This is a genomic window from Pseudomonadota bacterium (genome assembly GCA_023229365.1).
Lineage (GTDB): Bacteria > Myxococcota_A > Polyangia > JAAYKL01 > JAAYKL01 > JALNZK01.
Genome location: JALNZK010000011.1, coordinates 50,264 through 73,971 on the forward strand (window position 1 = coordinate 50,264; position 23,708 = coordinate 73,971).

Sequence of the window (23,708 nt, forward strand, 5' to 3'; positions counted from 1 at the left end):
TTTATTTTATATATGTTGGAGATTCTACTCTTCTCTCGGCAAAAAATTGTGTATTTTCTTCAAAGACATCAAACAGGCATCAAAACGATGAAAATCACTGTTTAAATACGCCATTTGATCGTCTTCAAAGTTTCTCTCATCCTCAAGAGGCACCTGAAACACAAATGTAGATTTATCCCTTTTGCCGATTACTTTGTAACCAAGCATCAAAAGATAGGCCCCTGCTCCCAGGTCTTCGATTTCTTTTCGTACAGTTTCTTCAATCGATACTTCTTTTCGTTCCATTATTCTTCCTTTTTATTAAGTGTTTCATCTACTAATTTTTGATGTTGTTCCAAATATTCTTTTATTGGGCTTTGGTGTCTGTCTGCCCATCCGAATATCTCATTAATTAGTTTTGTGTGCTGAGCCAAATAATATGTTATTGGCTCTTTCGCTTTCGATTCTTCCTGCTTCTCTTTTTCATAAAGATCAGCATGTGCATATAGTTTGAAATATGCAGAGCTTTTCAACACCATTTCATCATGATCGTTTTTAACAAGATACAGTATCGTATGATTAGCAACGAATGTTGGCATTACTATACGATCATTATCTTCTGTTTCTTTTATGGCGACACTTCTGCCGCTCGCAAGAGTAGCATATTCGACCTCAACCTTCGGCTCAGTAACAGTGGTTTCACTCATGACTTCACTATAAACTGGATATTCCTTACCAACTGTAAATCCTTCCGTTTGTTTATCAGTTGTCATGAATGGGGGATCAAAAGTTTCATATTTAATAGGTTTTTGTTCTGTTGCCATAAGCACTGGGACGAAGACTCGTGTTGTTTGCTTAAGCCATTCATCAAAGCACTCTCGTCGTTCTAGGGTTTTATCCCACGCAAAAATGGGATTTTGTTCTTGTCTTGGATTATCCATTTGTGTGATCCCTTCTTAGTAATTCTCGTACTCGGCGTTGCAATATGGACGAAAGTCCTTTTAGCTCACCTAATTCTTTATCTAGTTCCTTTAATTGCTTGGTTAAATTTAGCGTTTCAGGTAAACCAGACAAAACTCTCCAAACTGGCAACATTGCCATATACTCTTCAAATGGCATATGATTTGTGAGTTTTTTGTATTCTTCACGCAAATTAAATGTCGCAACTGGCAAATCTTTTTCCATCATGTGTTCGTATCGATTCCATATATTTCCTTTTAAATAGAAATATATTGAGTCAATGCAAACCATCTCGCCATCATCATTAATGGTGCGGTATTGAATACCTTTAAAAGCACGATTTTTTGTTGTGCCCATGTAATATAAACTAGAAATAAGTTTTTCTTCATAAATGGGATATTCTTTACCAACCGTGAACATTGCTGTTTCTAACGCTTCTTGTTCCGTGATTGCAAAAGGCGGATCAAAAACCTCATGTTTCAGGGGTTTTTCTGATTCTGTCTTATCTTGTCTCGGATCATCCATTGTATACCTTTCATTAAGATTTATCTGCCGCTTCGGCTGCCAGCAAGCATCCTCTGGCCACACTGTACAACGGGTCTTTTGGCTTAATGACGTTTCCAACATCCATTGGTAAATGAGATTTTTCTAAGATTTCTTTAAACAAATTCTCAAAACCTGTGGGCATTGCAGTTCCGCCAGAAATCACTATGTCTATAGGAGTATCACTTCTGGCTTTGTTGCCAACATCTTCTAAACCTTTTTTGATGCCATTAATTGTTTTTTGTACCATAATCTCATACTGGGACTTGATAGCCCGTTGTACCAGAGAATCCGAAGGTTGGCTTAAATCCAACTTCAACTTCTCCTTATTAATATACGTAGGAGATTCGCCTGTAGCCTTAGCTGCTTGTTTATCAATCCAATCACCGGCATTAACAACGCTAAAAGAAAAAATTGGATTCCCAAACATAGCATAGCAAATATTACACATTCCTGCACCGAATGAAATTCCCATGCCAGTCCACTGCTTTTGTGCTAATTCAGCATAAATTAGTGCCAAGCCTTCATTTATTGGGAATGATTTCACTTTGTAACCAGATTCATCTTGGAACGCTTTAAAAATGGCTTCAACAACTTTGGAGTGATAATCAGCATCTGTGTCTTCATTTAAAGCATTTGCCGGAACAGAATAATATAAAGTTTCATTTTGTCGAGATACATTACCCAGCAAACTATGCACCATAATATTCATAATTTGTTGAGCATGTTTTTCTTTGGGATTTAGACAACCATCTTTCATTGGTCGTTTAAGCTCAATCTGATTCATTGTATAAGCCATTTGAATTGCAGATTCACCTAAAGCATAAGCAATGCCAGCATCTTTTCTTTCGACAAGAGGCACGCCCGCATCCTTCATCATATTAAACACAAATCGATTTTCATTTACGGGCATTTCTAAGAAAGCATTGACTTCTTTCTTGTAAACAAAATTGCCTTCTTTATCTCTTTGGCAAATAACCAAGTTATATGTGCCGATATCTGCTCCAATTGCCATTTATTTCTCTTCCTTTCCAAATTTAAGTTTTTGCCCTGTTGTGAAATCAGGAATAGCCCAATCTATAGATTCATCAATCTTGTCATCAGAGGCTTTGACAGTAACACCATGTTCATTCACATTAATGTCCAATTGGATATTAATTTGAATTTTGCATTCTCCATCCTTGGTTATGACTTTAGCCTCTTGTTTTACAAGTTTCTGTACCATTGGACCTCTTTGTAATATAGTGTGTTATTGCTAAAAAATGACATGATTAGGCGGCCATCTTTTAAACATACGATCTATACCATCTACAATCATATTGACTGTAATTTCCGTTAAACAGGGCTTAAACATAATGTTTGATTTGGGGCAAATAGGATAATTATAACATGGCCCACAATCCCAATTGCCGTTATCTCTGTGTTTTTGAACTAATTCATGTTTGTAATATTTGCCATACACCTTACCATCAGCAAAGGTGAATATTCCAAGCATTGGTTTTTGCAAGCCTCCCGACAAATGAAAGTGACTTGTATCTACCGAAATGACGTAATCCACAGCATTGACCAGCCCAAATAATTTATGGACATTGCCATTGGTTTCAGTAATGGTGGGAACATCCATTTTTTGAAGCTGAGGAATGGTAGTTATGTGGCTTGCTATAACACAACAATTTCTAGACCTTAGGGCGGTAACCACCCCTTCCATTTGTTGATCTGTTAAATTTTTCATTTGCATGGCAGAAACAGGACACAATAAAACAACAGGTCCGGTTTTTCTAAAATCTCGAACTAAATCCTGTCCATATTTCAAGCCTACTGGATCAATATTGATATGCATGTTATGTTCTGTGAGTTCTACACCGCAGTGATTAGCCCAAATATCACTCCTGTGCAGCCCCGATAGGGGGGCCATGCTCATTTCATAACGAACACAAGCAGAAGTTGTATTGTATGAAACATTAAACTGAGATATATCTACCTTATTATTATCAACTAATTCATCAATATATGGATGATCTTTCAATGCATCAAAATAACGAGGCGGCACGGCAAGTGTAATTTTTATGTTTGGGTCTATTTTTTTGAAGTCTTCAAACATCATCCGATGCATAAGAATGTCCCCTAATCCCCCCGCTGCTCGCAAAATTAGTATTTTGTCTTTGCGGTCATAGAAATCCCGCAAAGAAAGGGAGGCATTGGAGACAAATTTCTTGTTGCTTTTAAATAATACTTTTTTTACCATAACTTAATAGAAAAAGGTCGTTTGATTTCTCAAACGACCTTTTTTATTTATTTATAGAACAACTAATTAGCTGTTGCAAGGCGATTGAATTGAGCACAAAACCTCAACCGTAATCGATGCAGCACCCGATGCAGTGTTGTCACACTCAACTTTCCAAACTTTCAAATCACCAGCATTGAAAATTTGGCTTGTGGCTGGCTCCAATGTGAAGATTGCAGTGGCTACGCCATTGAGCTTCACACTAACAGCGGTGGCACCTGGATTGCTAATTTGCACAAAGGTGGCATATCCACCAGCCCCGGTTGCTGTTAGAAGGTTTAATGAGTTAGCGGCATATGTAGAACCACCAGCACATACAATCGATCCAACATATGGGAATGTGTTTTCATCAGCAACGTCAGAAAATACGCTACCATCGTCAGTTGTGCATGTTAAAATAGCGTCTTCAAGGGATACTTGAGGATAGCAAAATCTCTTGTAGTAGTTGCAATCTTGGAATGTGTCACCATCCTTCAATTTGCGATTAATTTTGCCCGGACCCATAATATACACAGTACGCTGCTTGCTGGTAGCGACTTGTGTTCCAGCATGGGTAGCATCAAATTGCTTGTCCAAAAGACCTTGTGCTGAATTGTTCAAATTTACTGTAAAAAGACTCATGAGAATTATCTCCTAAAAAAAATATTGTAATGCAGTTTCAAAGTTATATATGCTTGACATCATTAAAATATTTCACCACTTGGAAATAACCTCTTGTAGAGTTCCGTCCCCAACCCAGTTGGCACAAGGGTGGTTTTGACGCCTTGTATAGCTGCCACAAACAATTGTTCATTTTCCGTTCCTACAACCCAATCCGCTTCAGATACATTCTCGGACACAGAGAATCCTTTGCTGATTACCCATTTTATTAATTTGTCTACATCAGGCATGGATTTTGTGGGCAAATTGGCTTTAGTGCAGATTGCACATATTTTTTTTGTAATGTTTTTTGTTTGTGGTGGCTCCAAAAACTTTAGCGTTAGTTTTGATTCTTGTATCCATTGCCATACTGGATGTGTTTCCAAATCACATCGCAGTTCCCTTAAATAAGCCACTTCTTTTTTTCTGTCCCCTATTTCCGATGCAAAAATTATCTTGGTATTATCAGGAATAAAACATCGGCAATCATCACTGCAAGAAATATAAAGTTCTAAGCCGGGCAATTCCTTTTCGATTGCTGAGCGTAAATATAAGAGTTGCAAAACATATTCCCTACAGGGTCCATAATATGCTACACAATACCTGTTTTTGATTTTGCTATAAGAAGGAAATGCAAGTGCCATGACAAATAATGATTGTTTAGAAATTAAAGATACTATAAACGCTTTTACAGCACAATTTGGCAAACTAGATACTCATACAATGCTGGCATTGGAAGTATTGTTTAATTTAATCTATTTGAGTAATAAGAAAGAAAATAATGGGAAAAATATACCTTTATCTGGGCAAGCGAGACAAAAAAGGAATTAAAGTATTGACAGTTTTTCCTGGCAAAGAATTAAGCCGAGCAAAAGTTGATAATATTAAATCCTTACATCTACCACCAGACATAGAGCTTGCATTGCAAAAAACCATTCAAGAACATCGATTTTTATGGGAAATATGGATTGAAGAAGCTGCTGATTTTAATGATTTGAAAACCAAGTTAGAAAAAAGAGGATACAGAAATATACCCATTCATGCAGAGCAATTAAATCCATTGAAGCAATTCTATAACACTACAAAAACAGCCCCTCAGCCTGATATTTCTGCACTTAGAAGTAAAAGCAGAACAATGCTCGAAAGAAATAGTAAAAAGAATTTAACGTCTTCGAATGCAAACTTTGGGAATAGAAAAAGAACCACTGGTGGTTTCAATCACTAAGTGTTTGCCATCAATATCAATAATTTTGCCACCTGTCTTGACAAAATCTTTTACCAATTCTTCTAAATTGCCTTCTCGGACACACATCTTGGGGGCTAATTTACTTTTTGGAATACCTGAATCAACAGTTGCCCCAATGACATATGATGAGGGAAGATTAGTAGCAAATCCTGTTTGTTGTTTCATCCAGCGTTTAAAATCATCAAGAGAAAATATGTTATCCATCCTTAAAAAACTCCACTAATTGTTCTGGTTTTATATATGTGGAATGGTTCAAATTTTTTCCACTAGAACAATTTACCACTTCAATGCCTGCTTTTTGCAACCAAAACAAGTTTCCATCTATAACGTTTTGAGAGACAATTTGCTGCGGATAAGTCCATAGTCCGTTTTCCAATTGTTGGCTTGCAGGTCTGGGTTTTTCAAATGAGTCATCACAACAAAACAGGGCCAGTTTACGCACGCCCATGCGATACGCCAATCCAATAGCCGCACAGATAGGATTGCGATAATCATCTATTGAGAAATCAGCCGTATTAGATATTCCTGAATATCGCACATCGTTGACTGGATAATATAAAGTTGTGCTACCTTTATATTTTTCTATAAATTCTGTATTAGTTCTGCTGGAGGCAATACACAATGGATAGTAGGCATGTTTTGATGGCAAAAATCTTCCGCACTCAGGATATGGGTTATTGACAACATACCAAGTAATTGCTCTTTGTAATTCAATGGGACAACTTTTGCCCACAAGTTGCCAATTTGCTAATGCTCCATTAGTGGCAAAAATAGCCACGTCCTTAAAAGGTAGCTGAGCTAAAACCTTTTGCTTTTCGGCAAAGTCATACCCATCAGATATTATCACTGCTTTGGTAACTGTAGATGTGATCTCTATGGGCTGTAATTTCTTTTTTAGATTCTTAAATTCATTATTTAAGAATGTGTTATAAGAGGATGTAGACAAACCATAATTTAAGTCCAAAGGATTAGATTCTATAGCAAAATTACGCACCCAAATATTATCTTCTGTAAGATAGTATTCATTTGTGTGGGTCTTCTTAATTCTTCGTGGAGGCATGTAATAGATTAGTAAAAAACTATCTCTTTGGACAGGGAATTATCGCAAAGCAAGGCGGATCATCAGCATCAGAGTCAGCTAATTTCCCAAGATCAAAATGCACTGGAATAGGTCCACCCCTGTATACAAGTGGTACTTCGAGATTTTCTGGAATCTTTAAATAAATTTCACTGGGCAATTGTCCCTTTAATTCAATTGCAGAAGGGATGCCAGTTACTTGAATAGTGTCAGGAATATCTGATGCGTCTATCATAATAATTGATGGCAAATTCATTGGTTGTAAAGCAATAGTCGTAGGCAAGGCTGAGCTATCAATTTTAATTACTTGTGGCAACTCTTTTGCGTCCAATCTAATAGAATCTGGTATATTCCCAATAATCTTGATTTCTGTGGGTAGCGGTATTTCTGGTCCTTGTATATTGATAGTTCTGGGAAGATTTGGAGAAACCACTTCAATTACTTGGGGCAAATCATGTTGAAGCGTTATTTGTTTAAATTCCGGCACCATTATTTTAATTTCCGTGGGTATGCCCAGGGCTTGAGGTGTTGGTATTGTAATAACTGGATTGTCTTCAAATGTGTCTAAATTAGCAGCAAATGGTACTGCTACCTTTGTGGGAGCAAAGGCAGCAGGAGCAACACAAGACACCTTGATCGTACAATCACACGCTCCCCAATTTACATTAATAGTCGGTGTAGTGCCCCAATCAACGCTTATGGGGTTAATTGGGGGAACAATCAGCGAGATATTTGAGATTGGTGGAATAATCAGCGAGGGATTTATTATGCTGATTGTGGGAACACTAATGGAAATCGTGGGGAAGCTAATGGAAGCAAACGAAATCGTAGGGAAGCTAATGGAAGCAAACGAAATCGTGGGGAAGCTAATGGAAGCAAACGAAATCGTGGGGAAGCTAATGGAAGCAAACGAAATCGTGGGGAAGCTAATGGAAGCAAACGAAATCGTGGGGAAGCTAATGGAAGCAAACGACACTGTTGGAAATTCAACCGAAGCAAATGAAATAACAGATGGAATAAAACATGATATAATTGAAATAGGACAAATCTCTACACTTATGCTCACGTTGATTGGGGGCATAGAAAAAGAAAAAGCAGGAATAGAAATAGCAGGCATAGAAATGCAAATACTTGGCAAAATAATTTGCGGGAACGTAAGTGTGAGACTTGGTAATTCAAATGAGGGAATGTTGATAGGTGGCAATTCAGGAATTACACACAAAGGAATGCTAAAAGGTGTTGTTGGAGGAATGTCCAAATAACCACCTGTGGTTCGATCTGCGGGTGTTTGAATTGTTAGGCAAGAATCACTTTCTATTGCTACAATTGGATCAATGTTAGCATTGGGCGGATAAGTATGCGTTCCTGTTAGGCTTGTTGATGTACTGCCATCACCAAAGTTTATTGTAACTGTGGTGTAATTTCCAGCAACATCTACTGTATAAGTTGCTTGTGTTTCGCCACACACCACGGCAGGTGCTATATCGAACATTAAAGTAACGTTTGCACAGTTGAAGTCATCAACACAAACGGCCTCATTTTCCAACAACTCCAGATCAGCATTGAGGTCTAGTAGGAAGCTCTCAAGACTCATTATGGCATCTACTAGTTGATTATGATGCTCGGCTATTACATAGCTTCTCACCCATGTGCCAGCAGCATTGAATCTGGTTTGGTTTCCTCCGATATTCCGAGCACAACCTTTTAATTTTATTACTTTGCCATCAATATCTTTGCCTACTGAATCATAATAAAAAAGCTCCCCAGAAATGTTGCCATATCCATTATCGGCCCATATTTCATTTGATGTTATTGCATCTATTTCTATTTCCTCGGCCCAGGGTTGATTATCAACAGACAGCTTTGTTTCTGTGGTGTTGTACACCAAGAACAAGGTTCTGTCGGAATCTAATTTGATCGGATATACAGGAACAGGAGGAAATGCCATATTATTAGTACATACCCATTAAAAATTGAGTTTTTGCTACATCCCATCCAGGTCTTGGCCCAATATTATAAAAAGCCAAGTCTAGACTGCTGAATTTTGTAAAAGCATAAGGGCTATAATCATAACTTAAATAGGCTTGACGATCTCCGTCTGTCGTAGCCAAAAGTGTGTTTGTAAAATTTCCAAATTCAGTAACAGAAGTATCTTGTAGGGATCGGAAGGTAGCTGATGTGGCACTCGCACCTCCTGTTTCCCATGTATTAGAACTTGTGTTATATGCTGAAATATTTCCGCTATTATTAAAGAAAAACAAGCCATCAGATAATGCCACCAATTGTCCTTCTGTTTTAACAGGACCAGTCATATCAGTAAGTTTGGTGATTGTTTGAAATTCATTGCCAAGGGTGCCTTCTGTTTTGTAGAAACTATTTAACCTAAAATAAGCACCCACACTTCCATTTCTGATAAAGTAGCCAGCACTATCCTTCCAAGCGGATCGATAAACAGCAAAATAGCCATTATCGGGAACACCCATTGCAGTATAATGAGACGCATATTCTATTAAATCCTGGGCACCATTTGTATAATTGGATAGCGTCAAAGCATTTTGTGCATAAGTACGAGTAAGAAGGTCATAATCGGTTTTTGTTTGACCAGAGTAATTGTGAAAAGGCACAGTTCCTTGATTATAATCTGCCCCAAATACAAAATAGCTTTTCGTAGGAGAGTTTAAATTAACCCAATTCCAAGATTGACAAATAGGAAGTTGAGCAGCGTAGGTGTCAGCAAATCCATTAAATTCAATTATTTTGATTTCATGATCTGTTGCGAAAGTACCAGGAGGTGGTGTGGCACATCCTTGGCTTGCCCAATAAATATTAGCCGATCCAGCAGACCCTGAAGGAGTGGTATTCGTTGGATTGAATCCAATATTTCGCCTGAATTCCGTTTTGGCTTGCCATTCATTGTTGCTGCCGTCCAAAAAGGTTTCGCTTCTTATAACGTCGAAAGTATTTGTGCCAGTTTTGAATGTTTCGCTAAGTAACCCAAATTCATTGGCTGTGGCATTTCCGCTCTTGGTCAAATAATTTAATGGAGCATAACTAGAATAAGTTATATGATCTGAATCCATTGTCCATAACCAAATATTTTGGCTTTCTACCATGTCAATACAATTGTTGTATTTGGTAATTCTATAAGCTCCGCAAGTAGTATCTGTTCTTAAAATTAAATCATAAATACCACCTATGCTGTAGAGAGCTTGAGCACCACTTTGGCTGGAGTGCGTTAAATCATCTCCTAAAGACCATGTATATTCTTCAATTGGGTCTATGGGTGTAGTACCAATAACTTCTTCTCCCGCATATGTTTTGCCAGTAGCTGGATTAACACCAGTAGGAATCGCCATTGTCACTAAAGTATCTGTTGCTGATCTAATTGTTGGCGATGTTGTATAGGGACCGCCTGTTGGCACACCCGCTGTTACTATCTGCCCCGCAGCAGCCACAAAATCAATAATTGCCTCATCAGGAGCAGCTATACGGGCATTAATAAAGTTTGGCAATATTACTGTATTTGAACCATAGGCATTACTGACAGTAAGAGTGACATCAAAGTGCGATGGTGTTAAATAGGTGTGTGAAATATACTTATCGGTAGTTACAGATATATCAGATATATTAGAAATTCCCGACACATGGGAAATTCCACCATCACCAAAATCCCAAGTATATACAACAGCACCATCTCCTAAACGAAAACTTTCGTCATGAAACACAACGGTAAAAGGCGTCAATCCTATTGTCCGATTAGCAGAAAACCAAGCTTTTGGCGTGAAAACTAGTTTCAGCAAAAAATTTAATCTACCCACAATAGTTTCGCCAAAAGGAGTAGCATCTGTAGTGCCTTTTACACCCACAAAAGTTTCTACTGCAATAATGGCATTTTTTATAACATTGTGGTGCCGATCCATTACATTCATCGTAATGTTGGTGAAATTCTTTGGTTTTAAGACATTGGTAAATTCTGGCAATATTTCCAAATCATTAAAAGTAGTGTCTGTTCTTGATCCATAATAAAAAGAAATAGCTCGTTCATCAATATCGCTGCACTGCTCAGTAAGGGTAATCACACCAGTTGGTGGGAAAAAAACTATTACACCACTATTGTCATATATTGAAATACTGGTATCCCCTGGTTTGTAGTCCTCTGCTAATGTTACTCGCAAAGAGTCATGAACCAAATATAAATTGGTGTCATTATCTAGAGATGTGGGAAAACTACTTGTTACACTTGGTATAGACATTTATAGTACCATCAATTGATCTGTTAAAAATACTCTTTTATACGATTGGTCTGCAAATACACAAATTAGTGTGGGAATATAATTCCCTGGCAAGGCATATATGTGTTCCGCCACATGTACGTTAGGATCATCAATTGTTGTGCTATTTCCATCGCCAAAATCCCAAAATCTCTGCGAAATAGTTCCAGTTGTTTGATCTATAAAAACAAAAGTGGCGGGCACACCCCCGTGTGCAATAGCTGTTTTTTGGGAATAAGCAGGCAAAGAAGGGTTTTTTTGTTGTGTGTAAAAAAAAGACTCAATATATTGGTCATCCACCGTTATGTAGTTATTTTTCGTTACAATACCCTGCCCTCCACTTGATGTAATGATATTTAAAGTTATTGTGTAAGTTCCCTCGGCATTGTAGACATGTGTTATATTTTCCTCTACAGAAGTAGTTCCATCTCCAAAATCCCATAAATAACGAAGAACATTACTGTTAGAAAGATTTTGAAACCTTACTGTCAATGGAGACTTGCCCTGTCTTGGATAAGCTCTAAATAATGGACTGGGAGCTAAGAACTTAGATTCCATTGCTTCCAGTCTGCCATTCAAAGAAGTCTCAGATGGATTTTCTTTGGTGCCTACAAAAGTTTCTATATTAATCATTGCATCTTTTATGGCATTGTGTTGCTCTGCAAAAACAGCACAACTAACAGCCGTGTCCTTTGACCACTGACTTTGGCGAGTGCCACAAAATCCTCTTTGTAAAGATTTAAACACATTTGCTGTGCGTTCTCCATAGTAAACCATTTCGGCAACACCGGGGACTCCAGGCACACCAGAGGTATTTAGCAAATCAGGAGTTTCCTCAAAAGCTGGCACCTTTGCATTGGCTGGACCTATTCTTAATAACCCCTTGGCCGGAAAAGATGTGGCATCTTCCACCACAATATAAGTGCTATTTAATGGAAGCGTTAGTTTTAAAGTGGTTGCTGCGTTATTTTTAACCTCATAAAGCGTATCTTTAGTATCAACTGTTTCTGGAAAAACAGACAAATCCCCCGCTTGATAAGAATCGTCTAATGATGATATTCTGCTACTCACTTTTAATTTCCATTTGTTTCTTTTTTGTATTTAGTGCCTGTAAAAATTGTTGCTTTACGGGCATGTCATCCATTAAACTCATGGTTGTACGAGCCAAATCTACGTCGGCTGGTTGTCCTGTTAAAGCCCTCATTTGAAACTCTTGAGTAATCTTTTCGTTCCAAAATTCCTTTTGCGAAGCTAAATCATCATATGGTTTCAATTTTCCGTTTTTCTCCAAAGAAACAAATGCCTCGTAAAAGAATGCCGCCTCCTCTTGGGTTTCCATTAATTTTTTTTCTAAAGTTGCAATCTGGGCATGACCGGCTTTGCGTGTTCGCTCTAATTTGCGAAGCCTAATTTCTTTCTCCCTCTTATTTAGTTCTTCCATCCCATTTTCTTGTGGAAAGTCGGGTATTTGCAATCTCTCCATCTCAATATCTAATAACTCTAAATTGTCTTTGCACTCCTCTATTTCCATCAACATTGCATCTACTGCATCTCGTCGCACATATAATTCCCGCATACATCGCCATAATTTCGATTGATGCGTGGGTTCTTTATTAATAATGAAATACTTCATTTGAAAGAAACTGTGTCGATTTACCACGTCTCTCGTATCTAAAAGTTCGCATATTTCTTTATAAACATCTCTTGACATTGATCTATCCTTTTGTTAAATTTAATAGAGTAATGGGGTGAAATATAGAGGAATTAAAATGGGATATCTTGCTGGTAAAAAACTTTATCTTAGTGGGGCTATCGAGCATGCTGATCCTAAGGATAATTGGCGAATAGAGCCAATGCATGTGTTTAAAGAATGGTTCAACATTGATGTGTTTGATCCATACTCCGATCCAAAACAACAGTGGTTCTTACCCCTTGTTGAAGCTAAAAAACAGCGTGATTTCGACAAAATGGCAGACATAGCCAAACGTTTCGTCCGAAAAGACCTGCAACAGGTTCAAAAATCCAATATTGTCGTCGCCTATCTTCCCAAGGATGTTCGCACCACAGGCACACATCACGAAATCATAGAAGCCAATGACTTAAAAATACCAACCTTGTTGGTGTCTGAACGCAAGGAAGAGGTTCCATTGTGGTATTATGGATTCATTGACCACAAATACATGTTTGATGGCTGGGTCAGTTTATATGATTATCTGAGGGAAGTCGATGCAGGAGACCACAAGGATGATTTTCTTTGGGCTTTTGTTTATGGACTAATTTAATGAGAAACATATATTTAATATTTCCGAAAGACAGGGTTGGCGACGAACCAGCTATGGCTGGTGTTGTGGTGGCTGATTACGATAAAGCCATACAAGAGGAAGGTCCAGATTTTTTGGACGAACCCTTGATTTTTACTGACTTCCTATCAGTAATACTAACGCTTCAAGAAGCTGAAATTGTTCAAGTATATGTTACTTGTCCTCGTTTCCAGCCAGAGGATGGCGTAAAAGAGAAGGCAGAAGCTGTTTTGCGAAAACTTGGATTTGATGTTTTAGAGCATTTGAGTCCCTAAAATTGCTTTAAATCTTGTTCCTTGTTCTATCGCATGAGCCGCCCACCAAAGTTTCGACTCAACCAAAGACTCACCATCAGAAAAATCTCCAACTGCCTTAAATGTTTTTTGGTGAATAAAAGTCCCATTCAGACTGGCATCTGGAAACTTGTTTTTAATGTTGCAGGGCTCGCCTTTTCGATTATGATCCATCACAATTGGAAAAAGCACATCTGTTTCTTGATCTATGAACAAAGAGTATTTTTGCACAACACTAGACCTAACATTCACTCCCTCCATTACTAATAAATTCCATTCCTTGTGTCCTCTGCGAATGGCAGCATTCATTAAAGATGTTATTGTGTCTTTACCCTTGTAAACAGAACAAATATTACTTATTTCTTTTACAGAAGCCGGGCAGGCATTTCTAGGAACAACACAAATAAAAGGCACTTCTGGGTGATTATTCCTGATAGATCGCACGGTACACATAATGGCACCGATGTTTTGTTCTGGGCATAGTATCCCTATGCCGAAATTTAATTTTTTATATTGATGTAAAATCATTAGGTATAAAGTGTATCAAAGTCAATTCTGACAATATCACTTGGGTCAAGGGTTCGATTAAAAATGAATGTGCCAGTAATTTCATCGGGTATGAAACTGGTTGCTGTCCAAGTAGTTGCCAGCGAATCTGGCACAAGCACAACTATATCAGAGTATACTCTCACACCATTTATATAAACCCTCAAAGTATCTGCTATAAAAACTGTGGATAATGAGGTTGTTTTATAACTTGCATAATCTGTAGTGACAGGCTCTAAACCATAATAATGTTTGTGAACAGCCGTTGTTGGAAACGCCATGTGGGCTTTAATAGAACTTGGAGCATTTACTTCCCATGTGATGGTATCACTAGATTCTACTTCCACAACAGCGTCCACGAATGATGTGGTAACTGATGGAGTATGCACATTAATTGAGAAAGCAGTAGCCGTATCCGATATAAGGGCAAGCTTATCACTCTCAGCCAATGTCATTTTTACATAAACACCAAGCGGATCATCAGCATGATCGGCTATATTATGCAATGCTGTGTCTATAGCATCGGCTTTCAAGGTGCCATCGTCATTTATCGCCACTCTAAGTCGATTGCTCAGAGTGCCAGACGTGCCAATGGATTCTCTCATTAAAGCGGAATTGATATCAACAGCATCGTTAATAATCTCTTCTCTGGTATAGATGGTGTGCAAGGGGAGATTATCATAATCTATTTGATATGGCATCATCGCCTGATACAATGTTTCGGGTATAAGATTTAAGTTTGGCATATCTTATTTATGGTCTGAACAATAGAATTAAACAACTGCTCTTCCAATCATTTTCTCCCAATCCTTTTCTGGCCTTATTTCCAGATTTTTATCCCAAACAGCCTGCATGACTTTAGGATCAATTTTTAACTCTCTGGCTAAATACATCAAACCATTTAAATCTTTGGGAAAACAACTTCCTGAAAATCCACATAATCCAGTTCCATCATTGCCAGGAACACCCCAATGAGATGTGCCCAATCGACTGTCTTTTGTGGCAATTTCTATTACTCGATCATAATCAATGTCTAATTTATCACATATTTGCTTTACTTCATTAGCAAAAGAGACTTTAGTAGCCAAGAAACAGTTAGTGATATATTTTACCATTTCCGCCGTTACAGCATTTGTACGGGTAATTGATACGTTGGGAAAAGCAATTTGATACACTTGCTTTACTTCGTCTGTGGCTTCATAGGGACCGCCAATCACAATTCTTTCCTGGTTTTTAAAATCCTCAATAGCACTTCGCTCTCGTAAAAATTCAGGATTAAAACACACATAAACTGATGTGTAGGATGTGTTGAGATAATCGGTAGTTCCTGGCGGTATGGTTGATTTAATTGCTACTACACGATTGGGAGCACACTCATTGATGTCCTTCACAACGCCCTCTACAATACTAATATCACAACTACCATCGGGCTTCATGGGGGTGGGCAAACAAACAAAAATTGGACCATCTGTTGTTTCAACTAATTTATTTAGCCTATCAATAGCCGGTATGGTTTCTGTGCCAGTGGCTGAATATACCACCAAATCATCTGGCTGCTTGATGTCATAAGTTACGACTTGAAAAGAATTACGCAAACCTTCTCTAACAGCAGTGCCAACAAAGCCCTGGCCAACCACACCGCATTTTGTAATCATATTAGTTATCCTTTAAAAATTTTCTGTATTCTGCATCTGATTTAAATAAGTTACATTTATACAAAATTCTGGTTGCAATAAATTTTGCATACTAAACAAAGGATATACGCCAATTGAAAACAATCTGAATATTTGATGTTTTGCCCAAATCTGCAAAAGTAACCATCGAATATAGGTCGCCGCTATTCATGCGAAGGGCCATTTCATTTAAGTTATGCCCGTTGGCGTCATCAAAAGCTACCACTGATGTGAATGTGACCATTGAGGGTATGTTTGCGTCAATGCTAGAAATCACACCCTTAGATAAAATTGTCAACCCAAATAAACCATTGCGTTCAGTGTTTACGTATTTTGGGGTTCCGCCTGATGTTCCATTCTCCCCAAAAATCATCTGAGAAATGTAATAATCGTATTGATCCCCATATCTATTTGCCAAACTATTGGCCAGAGCATATCGACCAGTCCTAAGAATGGTATTGTGGTGATAATATTTTTCAATATCTCCATTCCTGTATTGCTTAATAATTTCTACTTCGCCTTTTGATTTAATATTTTCAATCATTATTTATCCTTATATTCAATAGAGAAACTTATCGATTCATTTTGTCCAATTGGCTCAGAAATTTCATTCCCTGGCATAGCTGCTAATAATGGAAGAAATGGAGTGGCCGTTTCCGCCGTAATGCCAATTGCATCATTTCCACCATGATCCACACCCCCTGGCGGGATGGCCACAACAGGCGGCACCAGCACTCCACCAGACCAATATGGCAACGGCAATGGTGGTGTATTACCTGATGGGAATGTTTGAGCATCCATTGGAGGATAATCTCTTTCAGGAATGGTGAAAGACTCTTTTGTGTATTGGTATATATTGATGTTCACTGCTGTTCCAAATTTAGTAATTCCATCCCATGTCCCCCAATCCTTGTGAACACCACTTAAAGTAATAGTGTTTCCGTCAATCTGTGCAATCGCATAATAATCATTATCTGGTGGATTTTGAATCACAACCAAAAAGCTTTCTTTCCACAAATCACTGTCCAGAATTAAATCGGGATCGACAGGAGCATTTGCCCCATTGAGGATACCAAAACCAGGAGGAGTGGCAGATTCATAATTTGCGGTAGTTCGCAACATCATGTCCTTATATTGCAAATAGCCCATTTGGTTGTCTAATAATCGTTGATATACATGAATTGTTGCTGTAGTTACATCTCCCGATGTATATCCACCAATATAAAGCCTATCAACATCATTGGGGACAAAATCTACAATTTCATATTGAGTGCCACCATACAAAACATATTGACCTCTGCTAAACAAATGACGCACATCATCTAATGAGCCTTCGCTGCTAAAGTCTACAATTCCTCGACTTGTTTTTGTCCATCTCCCAGCCGTTCCTGTGGCGATAGTGGTTAAACCGCTATAAATTGTATAAGTAATTCCTGTAGTGTTTATTGTGGGAAGAGTGCTCAAAGGATATGCATAATCATTAATCAGTAATTCACCATCAGATGTGATGGCAATAATGTTGTATGTACTCGGGGAATAGGCAGGTATATCAATCGTCCAAGAGCCATCATATACAGTTGCTGGGTTAGTGGCGTTCCACAAATCTCTAAAATCGGTGCCCGCATCATCAAATGTGAACTCCTGCACAATATCAATGCTGGTGTTGGTATACTTGTCCAGTGATAGTCTAAAATTAAAAGAGGAGGTGGTAAATGGCTCTGCCATGCCATTTATTACTGCCTGATTACTGTGGCTGCCATTACATGTATAGGTGCCAGCACTAATGCTGGGAATCATAATTTCTAAGATGTTTTTTGTGGAATCCCCCTCATTCATTCCCCAAAATTCTGCATCGGGTGAAAACACAACAATAGAATCGTTGTACCCTGTAGCTGCTATCCAAGGACCAGCGACTAAAGCACCTGTTGCCAAAGAATCACGTCTAAAACTGGCTGGGCTTTCTAAAACTCTGTTGAAAAACATTTGGCCATTGCCAGAAATGGTTAAATCTGTCCCTGAAAAATGCACAAGCATTTCTACAAGTTCTGTTGGTGGTGATAAAAACTCATTTATCAATCCTTCAAAATTCATTTGATGCAAAACAGCGTGAAATGGTGTGTATTCATCAAGAATTTCCAAAGCCTCTCTAATGCGGTCATCACAAAGCTGCTCAATTCTCAGATCAACAATATATTTGCTGCCCTGTCCACCGCTACAAGGGTCTATAAAATCTCTATCAATGTCGCAAGGACTTCTTGATTCTCTGGTAGACCCATTGTATTCTTCCATATTGTAGATGTTTTCACTGTATGGAAATTCCGTTCTCACCAAGCCAAATATCAGAGGATCATAATAAGGATGTCTGGTTGGAATTACACAATCAAACAACAAATCATCCTCTTCAATCAATCTCACATTCCAATTTTTTAATGGATAATCTTGACTTCTTTCATCCCTTTGATCTGCTAATGACAGACCACGAATGTATGTCTCTATGTCCTGTTCCGAAAGGCCATCACAGGTTTGGGCCGGAATATTTTTTGTTTGATATACAACTCTAATAGAATCCCCTGCTTGAAGTGTTATTGGATAGAAAGATAATAAATTTCCAACCCAAGTAAGAGTTGATGTTGAGGATGCATTGGTTATTTGTACATAATCTATTGTGAGAGTTGTCCAATTATCATCATTTGCTCCTCTGTAATAAAGCTCAAAATTAGCTAAATCTATGGGCAGGATAGCTGTTTTGGACAAAGTGAATGTATCTTGTCCATCATATGTTACATTAAAAAGCTCTTGCCAAGTATACGGAGAAACAACCTGCCACAACTTAGTAAATTTTTTAAGTTCAATACCAGCCTGAGCCAAAGCTTCTGATAAGCCTTTGTATGTGCCCTTTTTCTTAAATACCGGCACAGCCCTTTTAATTTGTCGTCGCCATAATGTAGAATCACCTGATCGAAGTTTTAAACTAAACAAATTTGCCAAATAAGCCAAATAAGCCTCATTGATTGCATTGGCGTCAAATAAATCAACACTCTGATTAGTTAAATCTTCTAATAAAGTAAATCCCTTCGCAACAGAGTTGTTGAGTTCTTGAAGAATTTCTGGCGATAAATCATTATTCGACCAATGGGTTGCAAACAATGATGGCAAATATCTGTTCAACAATGTTTCATATTTGTTTTCTTTTGTAAAATGAGTGGGAATACTCGTAGTAGATCGAGTATCACCGGATAGGCTGAAATATTGGTAATCGGATAATGCCTCCGCACCTATAGCAGGTGTCCAACTCCAACAAATTACATAATCTCCTTCTCGCTGCCCTATGTTGGGAGACCACTCCAGTTCCCAGTGTCCATATTGGAGGTCTTCATTTTCGTCTTCATCAATGTTTTTGAAATGCCATTGTAAAGCTGTTGAAGCATCCTCAGCAGGATTGCCAGTATCTTGCCAAACTAATGAAGTGTCTGTGCCAAATACAGCCACAACTACAGCCTCTTTGTAATAATAACTATTGGTTTGAGTGCTGGCTTCTAATTGATTGTATAAACGATCAACTTTTGCCAAATTTGCTGGAGTGGGTGATGCACACCAAATTGCTTTGGCTGTCTCATAAGCCTTTAGCAAATCTGCATCACTATCATAATTATCAAATTGCTGAGTGTTATAACCAAAGTCTCTTGTGACATAATAAATGGTAATTTTGTTGACACTAACGGGATTGTTTAAATAACATCCACTAACATCCGGTGTGAGGATATCAAAAATGATGGTATCAGAAATGGTCGGAGACTCATTTATTCTTTTTAATGTCACAATTGCTCCTACGAGTATATAAATCTAATACTAATGTCATCTGGTCTAATAATTTGATAATACAATGCAGATACAATCTCCCCAGAATTGCTGGGATCATCTGTGGTGAATGATATTGTAAAAGTATTTGCTTCATTGATTATTGCCAATTGCTTTATCAAATCCACAGATCGCAAGGTTTGTCCATAATCCCAGTTGGATAATGAAAAAAACAAGCCAGTTTGCTCTAAGATTCTGTTTTTTATTTCTTCCTGAAACTTTCTATAAAACTTATCTAGAGTTATTTCTATGGCAACATCTGTCCTTAAAACAATTCCATCTTTTATGCAGATAAAATCTGTAAGCATTTTTTTATCATTTAATTCTGTGATTAAATCCATTTTTAAATTGTTTGATGCTGTCTCTAAGTCAGTTGTAATACCATTCGTGGTATTCAGACTTCCTAAAGCTAAGGCATATATGTCTATAATGTTGCCCGCACAACCGTAGTTTCTCAGAGTAACATTTGCTTTGCTGATTTGTCCATGATATGCTGTAGACAATTGTTCAGATAAAATTTTGTAATCTGCTCCCGAAACAGCCCTATCCTGTGTTTTAACCCACAAAGGAAGTTTTTTGCGAACATCTTCGATGGTGTCGCCATTATAGCCATAACGACCCTGGGTATAATTGTTAAAAATTACTGGTGCTCTATAGTCGGCACCACTAATATCAGCTTGATATTGGAAAGTTACATATCCACTTACAATATTGCCAACTGTTCCACCCCCAACACGATAAATAACCTGAATTCTAGAGTTTTGTGGAGGCAGCAAACCAGCCTTATTATTTCCAAAAATCACATAAGCTACCCATGCAGAATCGAACTCTAATCTGTATTCTCTGCGTGGTTGGGAATCAGTAAAATAATCAACTTTATCCCACAATACTCCATCTACATAAACCCTGACAGAATCATAAATAACTGGGCTTTGCAACAATGTCAATGTTTGAGACACCTGCCCAGTTCCGCTAAATAAATCGTTGTATGTTTTTCCCTCTAACCCAATAATGCTTGTATTAATCAATTCACCAGCAGGAATAATAATATCTTCATCCAATAGTGGTTCATTATTTTCATCTGCTTGAAATAGTTCAATTGTTGTAGCTGTACCACCTGAAACAATATCTATAGGAACAGGTGTTGGAATAAGAATATCTGTGCTGGTAGTAGAGTTAATGGTTGCCGACCACATACTGGATGCTGCAATAGGTGGTTGTGGTTCAAAACCAATCAATTTGCTCATACGAAAAGCATTTTCAACTTCTGTGACTGTATCGATGAACATTTCGTTGACTATTTGATCTTGCTTAAAAGAAAGCATGTCGCCAACAAAAGCAAAGTTTTCCATCAACATGATGGCTATGCTGGATTCTACCAAATCATTAAATGTATTTGGCAAAACTGAGCCACTGGGACCAAAACGCTCTTTAATAAAATCTCTTAATCTTGTTTTCAAAGACCAAAAATCTTGATTAGTATAATTTAGACTAATCATAGTTGGCGTATTTACAAGACTCGCTTGTGCATGCGGGTTAACATTAATGGGACAACTGGACATTAGGCCCCTCCTATCTGCGTTGTGGGCAAATTCAACACCAAACTATCAATCTGGGCTATGTGATCTGGATCATAAAAATCAATTTTTATATACAAAATACTTTCTGTCTCCGTCAAATCATCTTCTGAATTTAATTGAGTGTTATCTATCAAACTTACTGTGATATTATCCACAGTAATTCTTGGCTCCCAAGTAGTTATGGCTTGTGAAATAATCTCTTTCACCTGAGCGGCGACTGTTTGATCGTTTGGCTCAAAGAAGTATTTACGCAGATTGCATCCATAAGTGGGCAACATTACTCGTTCCCCAGGATTGGTTAATAACAAAATCATTAAATCTGATTTAACAACACTTAATCCCGTAGAAACATGCATGAATCCCAAAGGATGTCGTACTAAAGGATATGCCAAACCATATGTTGTATCAATAGCCATTTATTTTTTTCCTATATCAAGTCATTCTCAATCATTGGTCTTTGAACTCTAGAGGAGCCCTTTGATGCCGAAGCATATACTCTATCACTAATATGAAGATAGCCATCCTGTCCCATAACTATTACGGGCAGAACGCATCCCGACAAAGTACCATCCTCATTCTCACAATCCTGTCCAGCATCTAAAATAATCAATGAATCTGCCAAAAATAGATGTAATCTGGCTTTGTTTATGTAATATTCTGTACTTTGGTGATAACTAGTTTGGCTTACAATAGTTATCCAATTAGCTGGTTGTTCCTCTGATCCCACAATTGTATACATATCTTTGCATGTGGAGATTATATAAATACCGCCAACCCTTAAAAATACATATCCATCTGTTGGCGATTCTTGAAATCGCAAAATATGTGGACCACATGGATTACATTCTTTGTCTTTTGTTCCACATTGTGGACTAAATATTTGAATGTATTGTTGTTGACATTCTTCTTGGCTATTATCATCATTAAATCGCATTTCTAAGCCATAGCCAGTCCGCAGTCTGCAATAAGCCTTTTTTGCCTTGGGAATAGGTCTCGATTCAGGATCAATAATTTCTGAGCCTTCATCTTGTGGTTTGTTTATTTCTTGACGATCAGGAGAATGTTGTTCATTCTCTTCATCTAGCATCTCAAATATATGCTTAGATGTAGTTCTTAAAGTAATGCCACGTTTCTTTCCTGAAAGCTCTTTGTTTACCGTGTGGTCATTAAGTTCAACTGTGTTGCCACAAGCCGACACTAATCTAATAAGGTTTTGTGGGCCTCTGTTGTTTGTTTCATCCTCCTCGTCAAGCATTTCAAATCTATGCCCTGTGGGAGAAATAATTTTTACTTTTGTTTGACACTTATCTGTGCAACCAAAATCAAAACTTCCCAGACCTACTTCCCATGCCAAACCATCGCCAGGAACCTTTGGTTGCTCTACAGTGTCATCGAAAATAATGGTGGCACCACTTCTGGATAGAAGCTGAATACCACTCTGGTGTAGGCAAGCTTTGTTGTTTTGTGGTGTGCCCGGTCCTTTATAAGGAGCACATTCATTTTGGTGTTTAAAATAAGGATTGGCACATTTGGGCTTGCTTTTAGGGTCAAGACATTCGCCGGGCTTTTCTTTTGGCACCCAGTTCGAAGTTCCATCTTTGTTTTTTACTTCTTCCATACATTCTGATTCATCTCCACCCCCACAGCTACATTCGGGATGTGCCCATTGTCCCATAGGATGTAAAAAGTCATCCTTGAAAATCATCCAGTTATTGAGGCTACTGCCAATTTCTATTCTTTTATATCTGTGTCCACACTTATAATTTCCATCATCCAATTTGACATAATGCTTTTGCGGAGTCTTAAACCCATAAATATGCGGATAAGTAACCTTTCGCTTAGCAATGGCATCATCATCCATTAGTCTTTCTTTGTTGGCGTCAATTCCATTGTAGTTTTCTGTATTCCATTGCGGCAGGCACTGAGAACCGTCATTGGGTGGCAATAAATATCCCTTACGATGGCCTTCGTGAATTTTATAGTATTCTTCAACATTATATTGAAAATTATGTTGCCCATCTGGGTCTCTGTTTCTTCCCCAAGTTGTACCCATATAATAAGGATAGCGTCGGCTACCTCTGCCAAAAACAATACATAACAAAGAGCCAGCAGGTGGAACCCATACTAAGCCGCAATCATCAAATCCGCCCATAGCCGAAATAGGCCAAGCCCATTCACATTGCTCAATTTGTGTCTTTTCATTATTCATTTCTGGGCTGTAAAATCTTACCCTGCCTTGTTTTAGGGGATCAATTGTGTCAACACATAACCCCAGATAAACACCAAAATATGTCTCGGCTTGTGGCACTATTTTCCAACGTTTTTTAACTTCGCTGACGACCATTCTTTTGGTGTCATAGCCAAGCTCTGCAAAACGAGCCTCCACTTCTAATAATCGCTGGTTTAATGCTCCTATTTGACCAGGAATTGTTTTAGGCAAATTGCCTCTGTGACCCAT

General features: G+C 38.1%; 26 protein-coding genes and 1 pseudogene. 4 read left to right on the forward strand and 23 right to left on the reverse strand.

Annotation, left to right across the window (positions count from 1 at the left end; translation table 11 throughout):
* Positions 1–24: 24 nt before the first annotated feature.
* From M0R80_08630 to M0R80_08665, 8 genes are all read right to left on the reverse strand, one after another.
* A complete protein-coding gene (locus M0R80_08630) occupies positions 25–285 on the reverse strand; it encodes a hypothetical protein (GenBank protein MCK9459690.1) in 261 nt (86 codons plus the stop codon).
* Positions 285–920 (reverse strand): hypothetical protein, encoded by a 636-nt coding sequence (locus M0R80_08635; GenBank protein MCK9459691.1) that lies wholly within the window; start codon positions 918–920, stop codon positions 285–287. Before M0R80_08635 ends, M0R80_08630 begins: the two co-directional genes overlap by 1 nt.
* A complete protein-coding gene (locus M0R80_08640; GenBank protein ID MCK9459692.1) occupies positions 913–1,464 on the reverse strand; it encodes a hypothetical protein in 552 nt (183 codons plus the stop codon). Before M0R80_08640 ends, M0R80_08635 begins: the two co-directional genes overlap by 8 nt.
* A 13-nt stretch (positions 1,465–1,477) precedes the next feature.
* On the reverse strand, positions 1,478–2,497 hold the full coding sequence (locus M0R80_08645; protein ID MCK9459693.1) for a hypothetical protein: 1,020 nt from the start codon (positions 2,495–2,497) through the stop codon (positions 1,478–1,480).
* Positions 2,498–2,707 carry a hypothetical protein gene (locus tag M0R80_08650; GenBank protein ID MCK9459694.1) on the reverse strand — a complete coding sequence of 70 codons (210 nt, stop codon included), beginning with the start codon at positions 2,705–2,707 and terminating at the stop codon, positions 2,498–2,500.
* 30 nt (positions 2,708–2,737) lie between these two features.
* Positions 2,738–3,727 (reverse strand): hypothetical protein, encoded by a 990-nt coding sequence (locus M0R80_08655; protein MCK9459695.1) that lies wholly within the window; start codon positions 3,725–3,727, stop codon positions 2,738–2,740.
* Positions 3,728–3,793: 66 nt separating this feature from the next.
* Positions 3,794–4,387 carry a hypothetical protein gene (locus M0R80_08660; GenBank protein ID MCK9459696.1) on the reverse strand — a complete coding sequence of 198 codons (594 nt, stop codon included), beginning with the start codon at positions 4,385–4,387 and terminating at the stop codon, positions 3,794–3,796.
* Positions 4,388–4,449: 62 nt separating this feature from the next.
* Positions 4,450–5,049, reverse strand: coding sequence for a hypothetical protein (locus M0R80_08665; GenBank protein ID MCK9459697.1), 600 nt, complete (start codon positions 5,047–5,049; stop codon positions 4,450–4,452).
* On the opposite strand from M0R80_08665, the gene M0R80_08670 reads away from it, so the two are divergent.
* Both M0R80_08670 and M0R80_08675 read left to right on the forward strand, forming a co-directional pair.
* Entirely contained in the window at positions 5,048–5,236 is a 189-nt protein-coding gene (locus M0R80_08670; protein ID MCK9459698.1) for a hypothetical protein, read from the forward strand. The genes M0R80_08665 and M0R80_08670 overlap by 2 nt on opposite strands.
* Positions 5,187–5,630 carry a hypothetical protein gene (locus M0R80_08675; GenBank protein ID MCK9459699.1) on the forward strand — a complete coding sequence of 148 codons (444 nt, stop codon included), beginning with the start codon at positions 5,187–5,189 and terminating at the stop codon, positions 5,628–5,630. Before M0R80_08670 ends, M0R80_08675 begins: the two co-directional genes overlap by 50 nt.
* Here M0R80_08675 and M0R80_08680 read toward each other — a convergent pair.
* The 7 genes and pseudogenes from M0R80_08680 to M0R80_08710 all read right to left on the reverse strand — a co-directional run bounded on the left by M0R80_08680 (position 5,568) and on the right by M0R80_08710 (position 12,711).
* Complete coding sequence (locus M0R80_08680; protein MCK9459700.1) at positions 5,568–5,855, reverse strand: hypothetical protein; 288 nt, start codon at positions 5,853–5,855, stop codon at positions 5,568–5,570. The genes M0R80_08675 and M0R80_08680 overlap by 63 nt on opposite strands.
* The gene (locus M0R80_08685; protein ID MCK9459701.1) at positions 5,848–6,645 is read right to left on the reverse strand and encodes a hypothetical protein; all 798 of its coding nucleotides are present in this window, start codon (positions 6,643–6,645) and stop codon (positions 5,848–5,850) included. The genes M0R80_08680 and M0R80_08685 overlap by 8 nt, the downstream gene beginning before the upstream one ends.
* Positions 6,646–6,730: 85 nt before the next feature.
* Positions 6,731–8,614, reverse strand: a complete 1,884-nt coding sequence (locus M0R80_08690; protein ID MCK9459702.1) for a PKD domain-containing protein — start codon at positions 8,612–8,614, stop codon at positions 6,731–6,733.
* Positions 8,615–8,681: 67 nt separating this feature from the next.
* Complete coding sequence (locus tag M0R80_08695) at positions 8,682–10,982, reverse strand: PKD domain-containing protein (protein MCK9459703.1); 2,301 nt, start codon at positions 10,980–10,982, stop codon at positions 8,682–8,684.
* Positions 10,983–11,300 (reverse strand): PKD domain-containing protein, encoded by a 318-nt coding sequence (locus tag M0R80_08700; GenBank protein ID MCK9459704.1) that lies wholly within the window; start codon positions 11,298–11,300, stop codon positions 10,983–10,985.
* A gap of 51 nt (positions 11,301–11,351) precedes the next feature.
* A pseudogene (locus M0R80_08705) lies at positions 11,352–11,456 on the reverse strand (PKD domain-containing protein).
* Between the two features lie 607 nt (positions 11,457–12,063).
* The gene (locus tag M0R80_08710; GenBank protein ID MCK9459705.1) at positions 12,064–12,711 is read right to left on the reverse strand and encodes a hypothetical protein; all 648 of its coding nucleotides are present in this window, start codon (positions 12,709–12,711) and stop codon (positions 12,064–12,066) included.
* Positions 12,712–12,748: 37 nt separating this feature from the next.
* On the opposite strand from M0R80_08710, the gene M0R80_08715 reads away from it, so the two are divergent.
* Both M0R80_08715 and M0R80_08720 read left to right on the forward strand, forming a co-directional pair.
* A complete protein-coding gene (locus M0R80_08715) occupies positions 12,749–13,282 on the forward strand; it encodes a hypothetical protein (protein MCK9459706.1) in 534 nt (177 codons plus the stop codon).
* The gene (locus tag M0R80_08720; protein ID MCK9459707.1) at positions 13,282–13,575 is read left to right on the forward strand and encodes a hypothetical protein; all 294 of its coding nucleotides are present in this window, start codon (positions 13,282–13,284) and stop codon (positions 13,573–13,575) included. Before M0R80_08715 ends, M0R80_08720 begins: the two co-directional genes overlap by 1 nt.
* Here the strand turns inward: M0R80_08720 and M0R80_08725 are convergent.
* From M0R80_08725 to M0R80_08760, 8 genes are all read right to left on the reverse strand, one after another.
* Positions 13,555–14,121: a hypothetical protein gene (locus tag M0R80_08725; protein ID MCK9459708.1), complete on the reverse strand. Its 567-nt coding sequence runs from the start codon at positions 14,119–14,121 to the stop codon at positions 13,555–13,557. The two genes, M0R80_08720 and M0R80_08725, sit on opposite strands and share 21 nt — an antisense overlap.
* On the reverse strand, positions 14,121–14,885 hold the full coding sequence (locus tag M0R80_08730) for a hypothetical protein (GenBank protein ID MCK9459709.1): 765 nt from the start codon (positions 14,883–14,885) through the stop codon (positions 14,121–14,123). Before M0R80_08730 ends, M0R80_08725 begins: the two co-directional genes overlap by 1 nt.
* 27 nt (positions 14,886–14,912) lie before the next feature.
* A complete protein-coding gene (locus M0R80_08735; protein ID MCK9459710.1) occupies positions 14,913–15,794 on the reverse strand; it encodes a nucleotide sugar dehydrogenase in 882 nt (293 codons plus the stop codon).
* Between the two features lie 91 nt (positions 15,795–15,885).
* On the reverse strand, positions 15,886–16,356 hold the full coding sequence (locus tag M0R80_08740; protein MCK9459711.1) for a hypothetical protein: 471 nt from the start codon (positions 16,354–16,356) through the stop codon (positions 15,886–15,888).
* Entirely contained in the window at positions 16,356–19,631 is a 3,276-nt protein-coding gene (locus tag M0R80_08745; protein ID MCK9459712.1) for a phage tail protein, read from the reverse strand. Before M0R80_08745 ends, M0R80_08740 begins: the two co-directional genes overlap by 1 nt.
* Before the next feature lie 8 nt (positions 19,632–19,639).
* Positions 19,640–21,232: a hypothetical protein gene (locus M0R80_08750; protein MCK9459713.1), complete on the reverse strand. Its 1,593-nt coding sequence runs from the start codon at positions 21,230–21,232 to the stop codon at positions 19,640–19,642.
* Positions 21,232–21,666, reverse strand: coding sequence for a GPW/gp25 family protein (locus M0R80_08755; GenBank protein MCK9459714.1), 435 nt, complete (start codon positions 21,664–21,666; stop codon positions 21,232–21,234). Before M0R80_08755 ends, M0R80_08750 begins: the two co-directional genes overlap by 1 nt.
* An 11-nt stretch (positions 21,667–21,677) precedes the next feature.
* Positions 21,678–23,708 carry a phage baseplate assembly protein V gene (locus tag M0R80_08760; GenBank protein ID MCK9459715.1) on the reverse strand — a complete coding sequence of 677 codons (2,031 nt, stop codon included), beginning with the start codon at positions 23,706–23,708 and terminating at the stop codon, positions 21,678–21,680.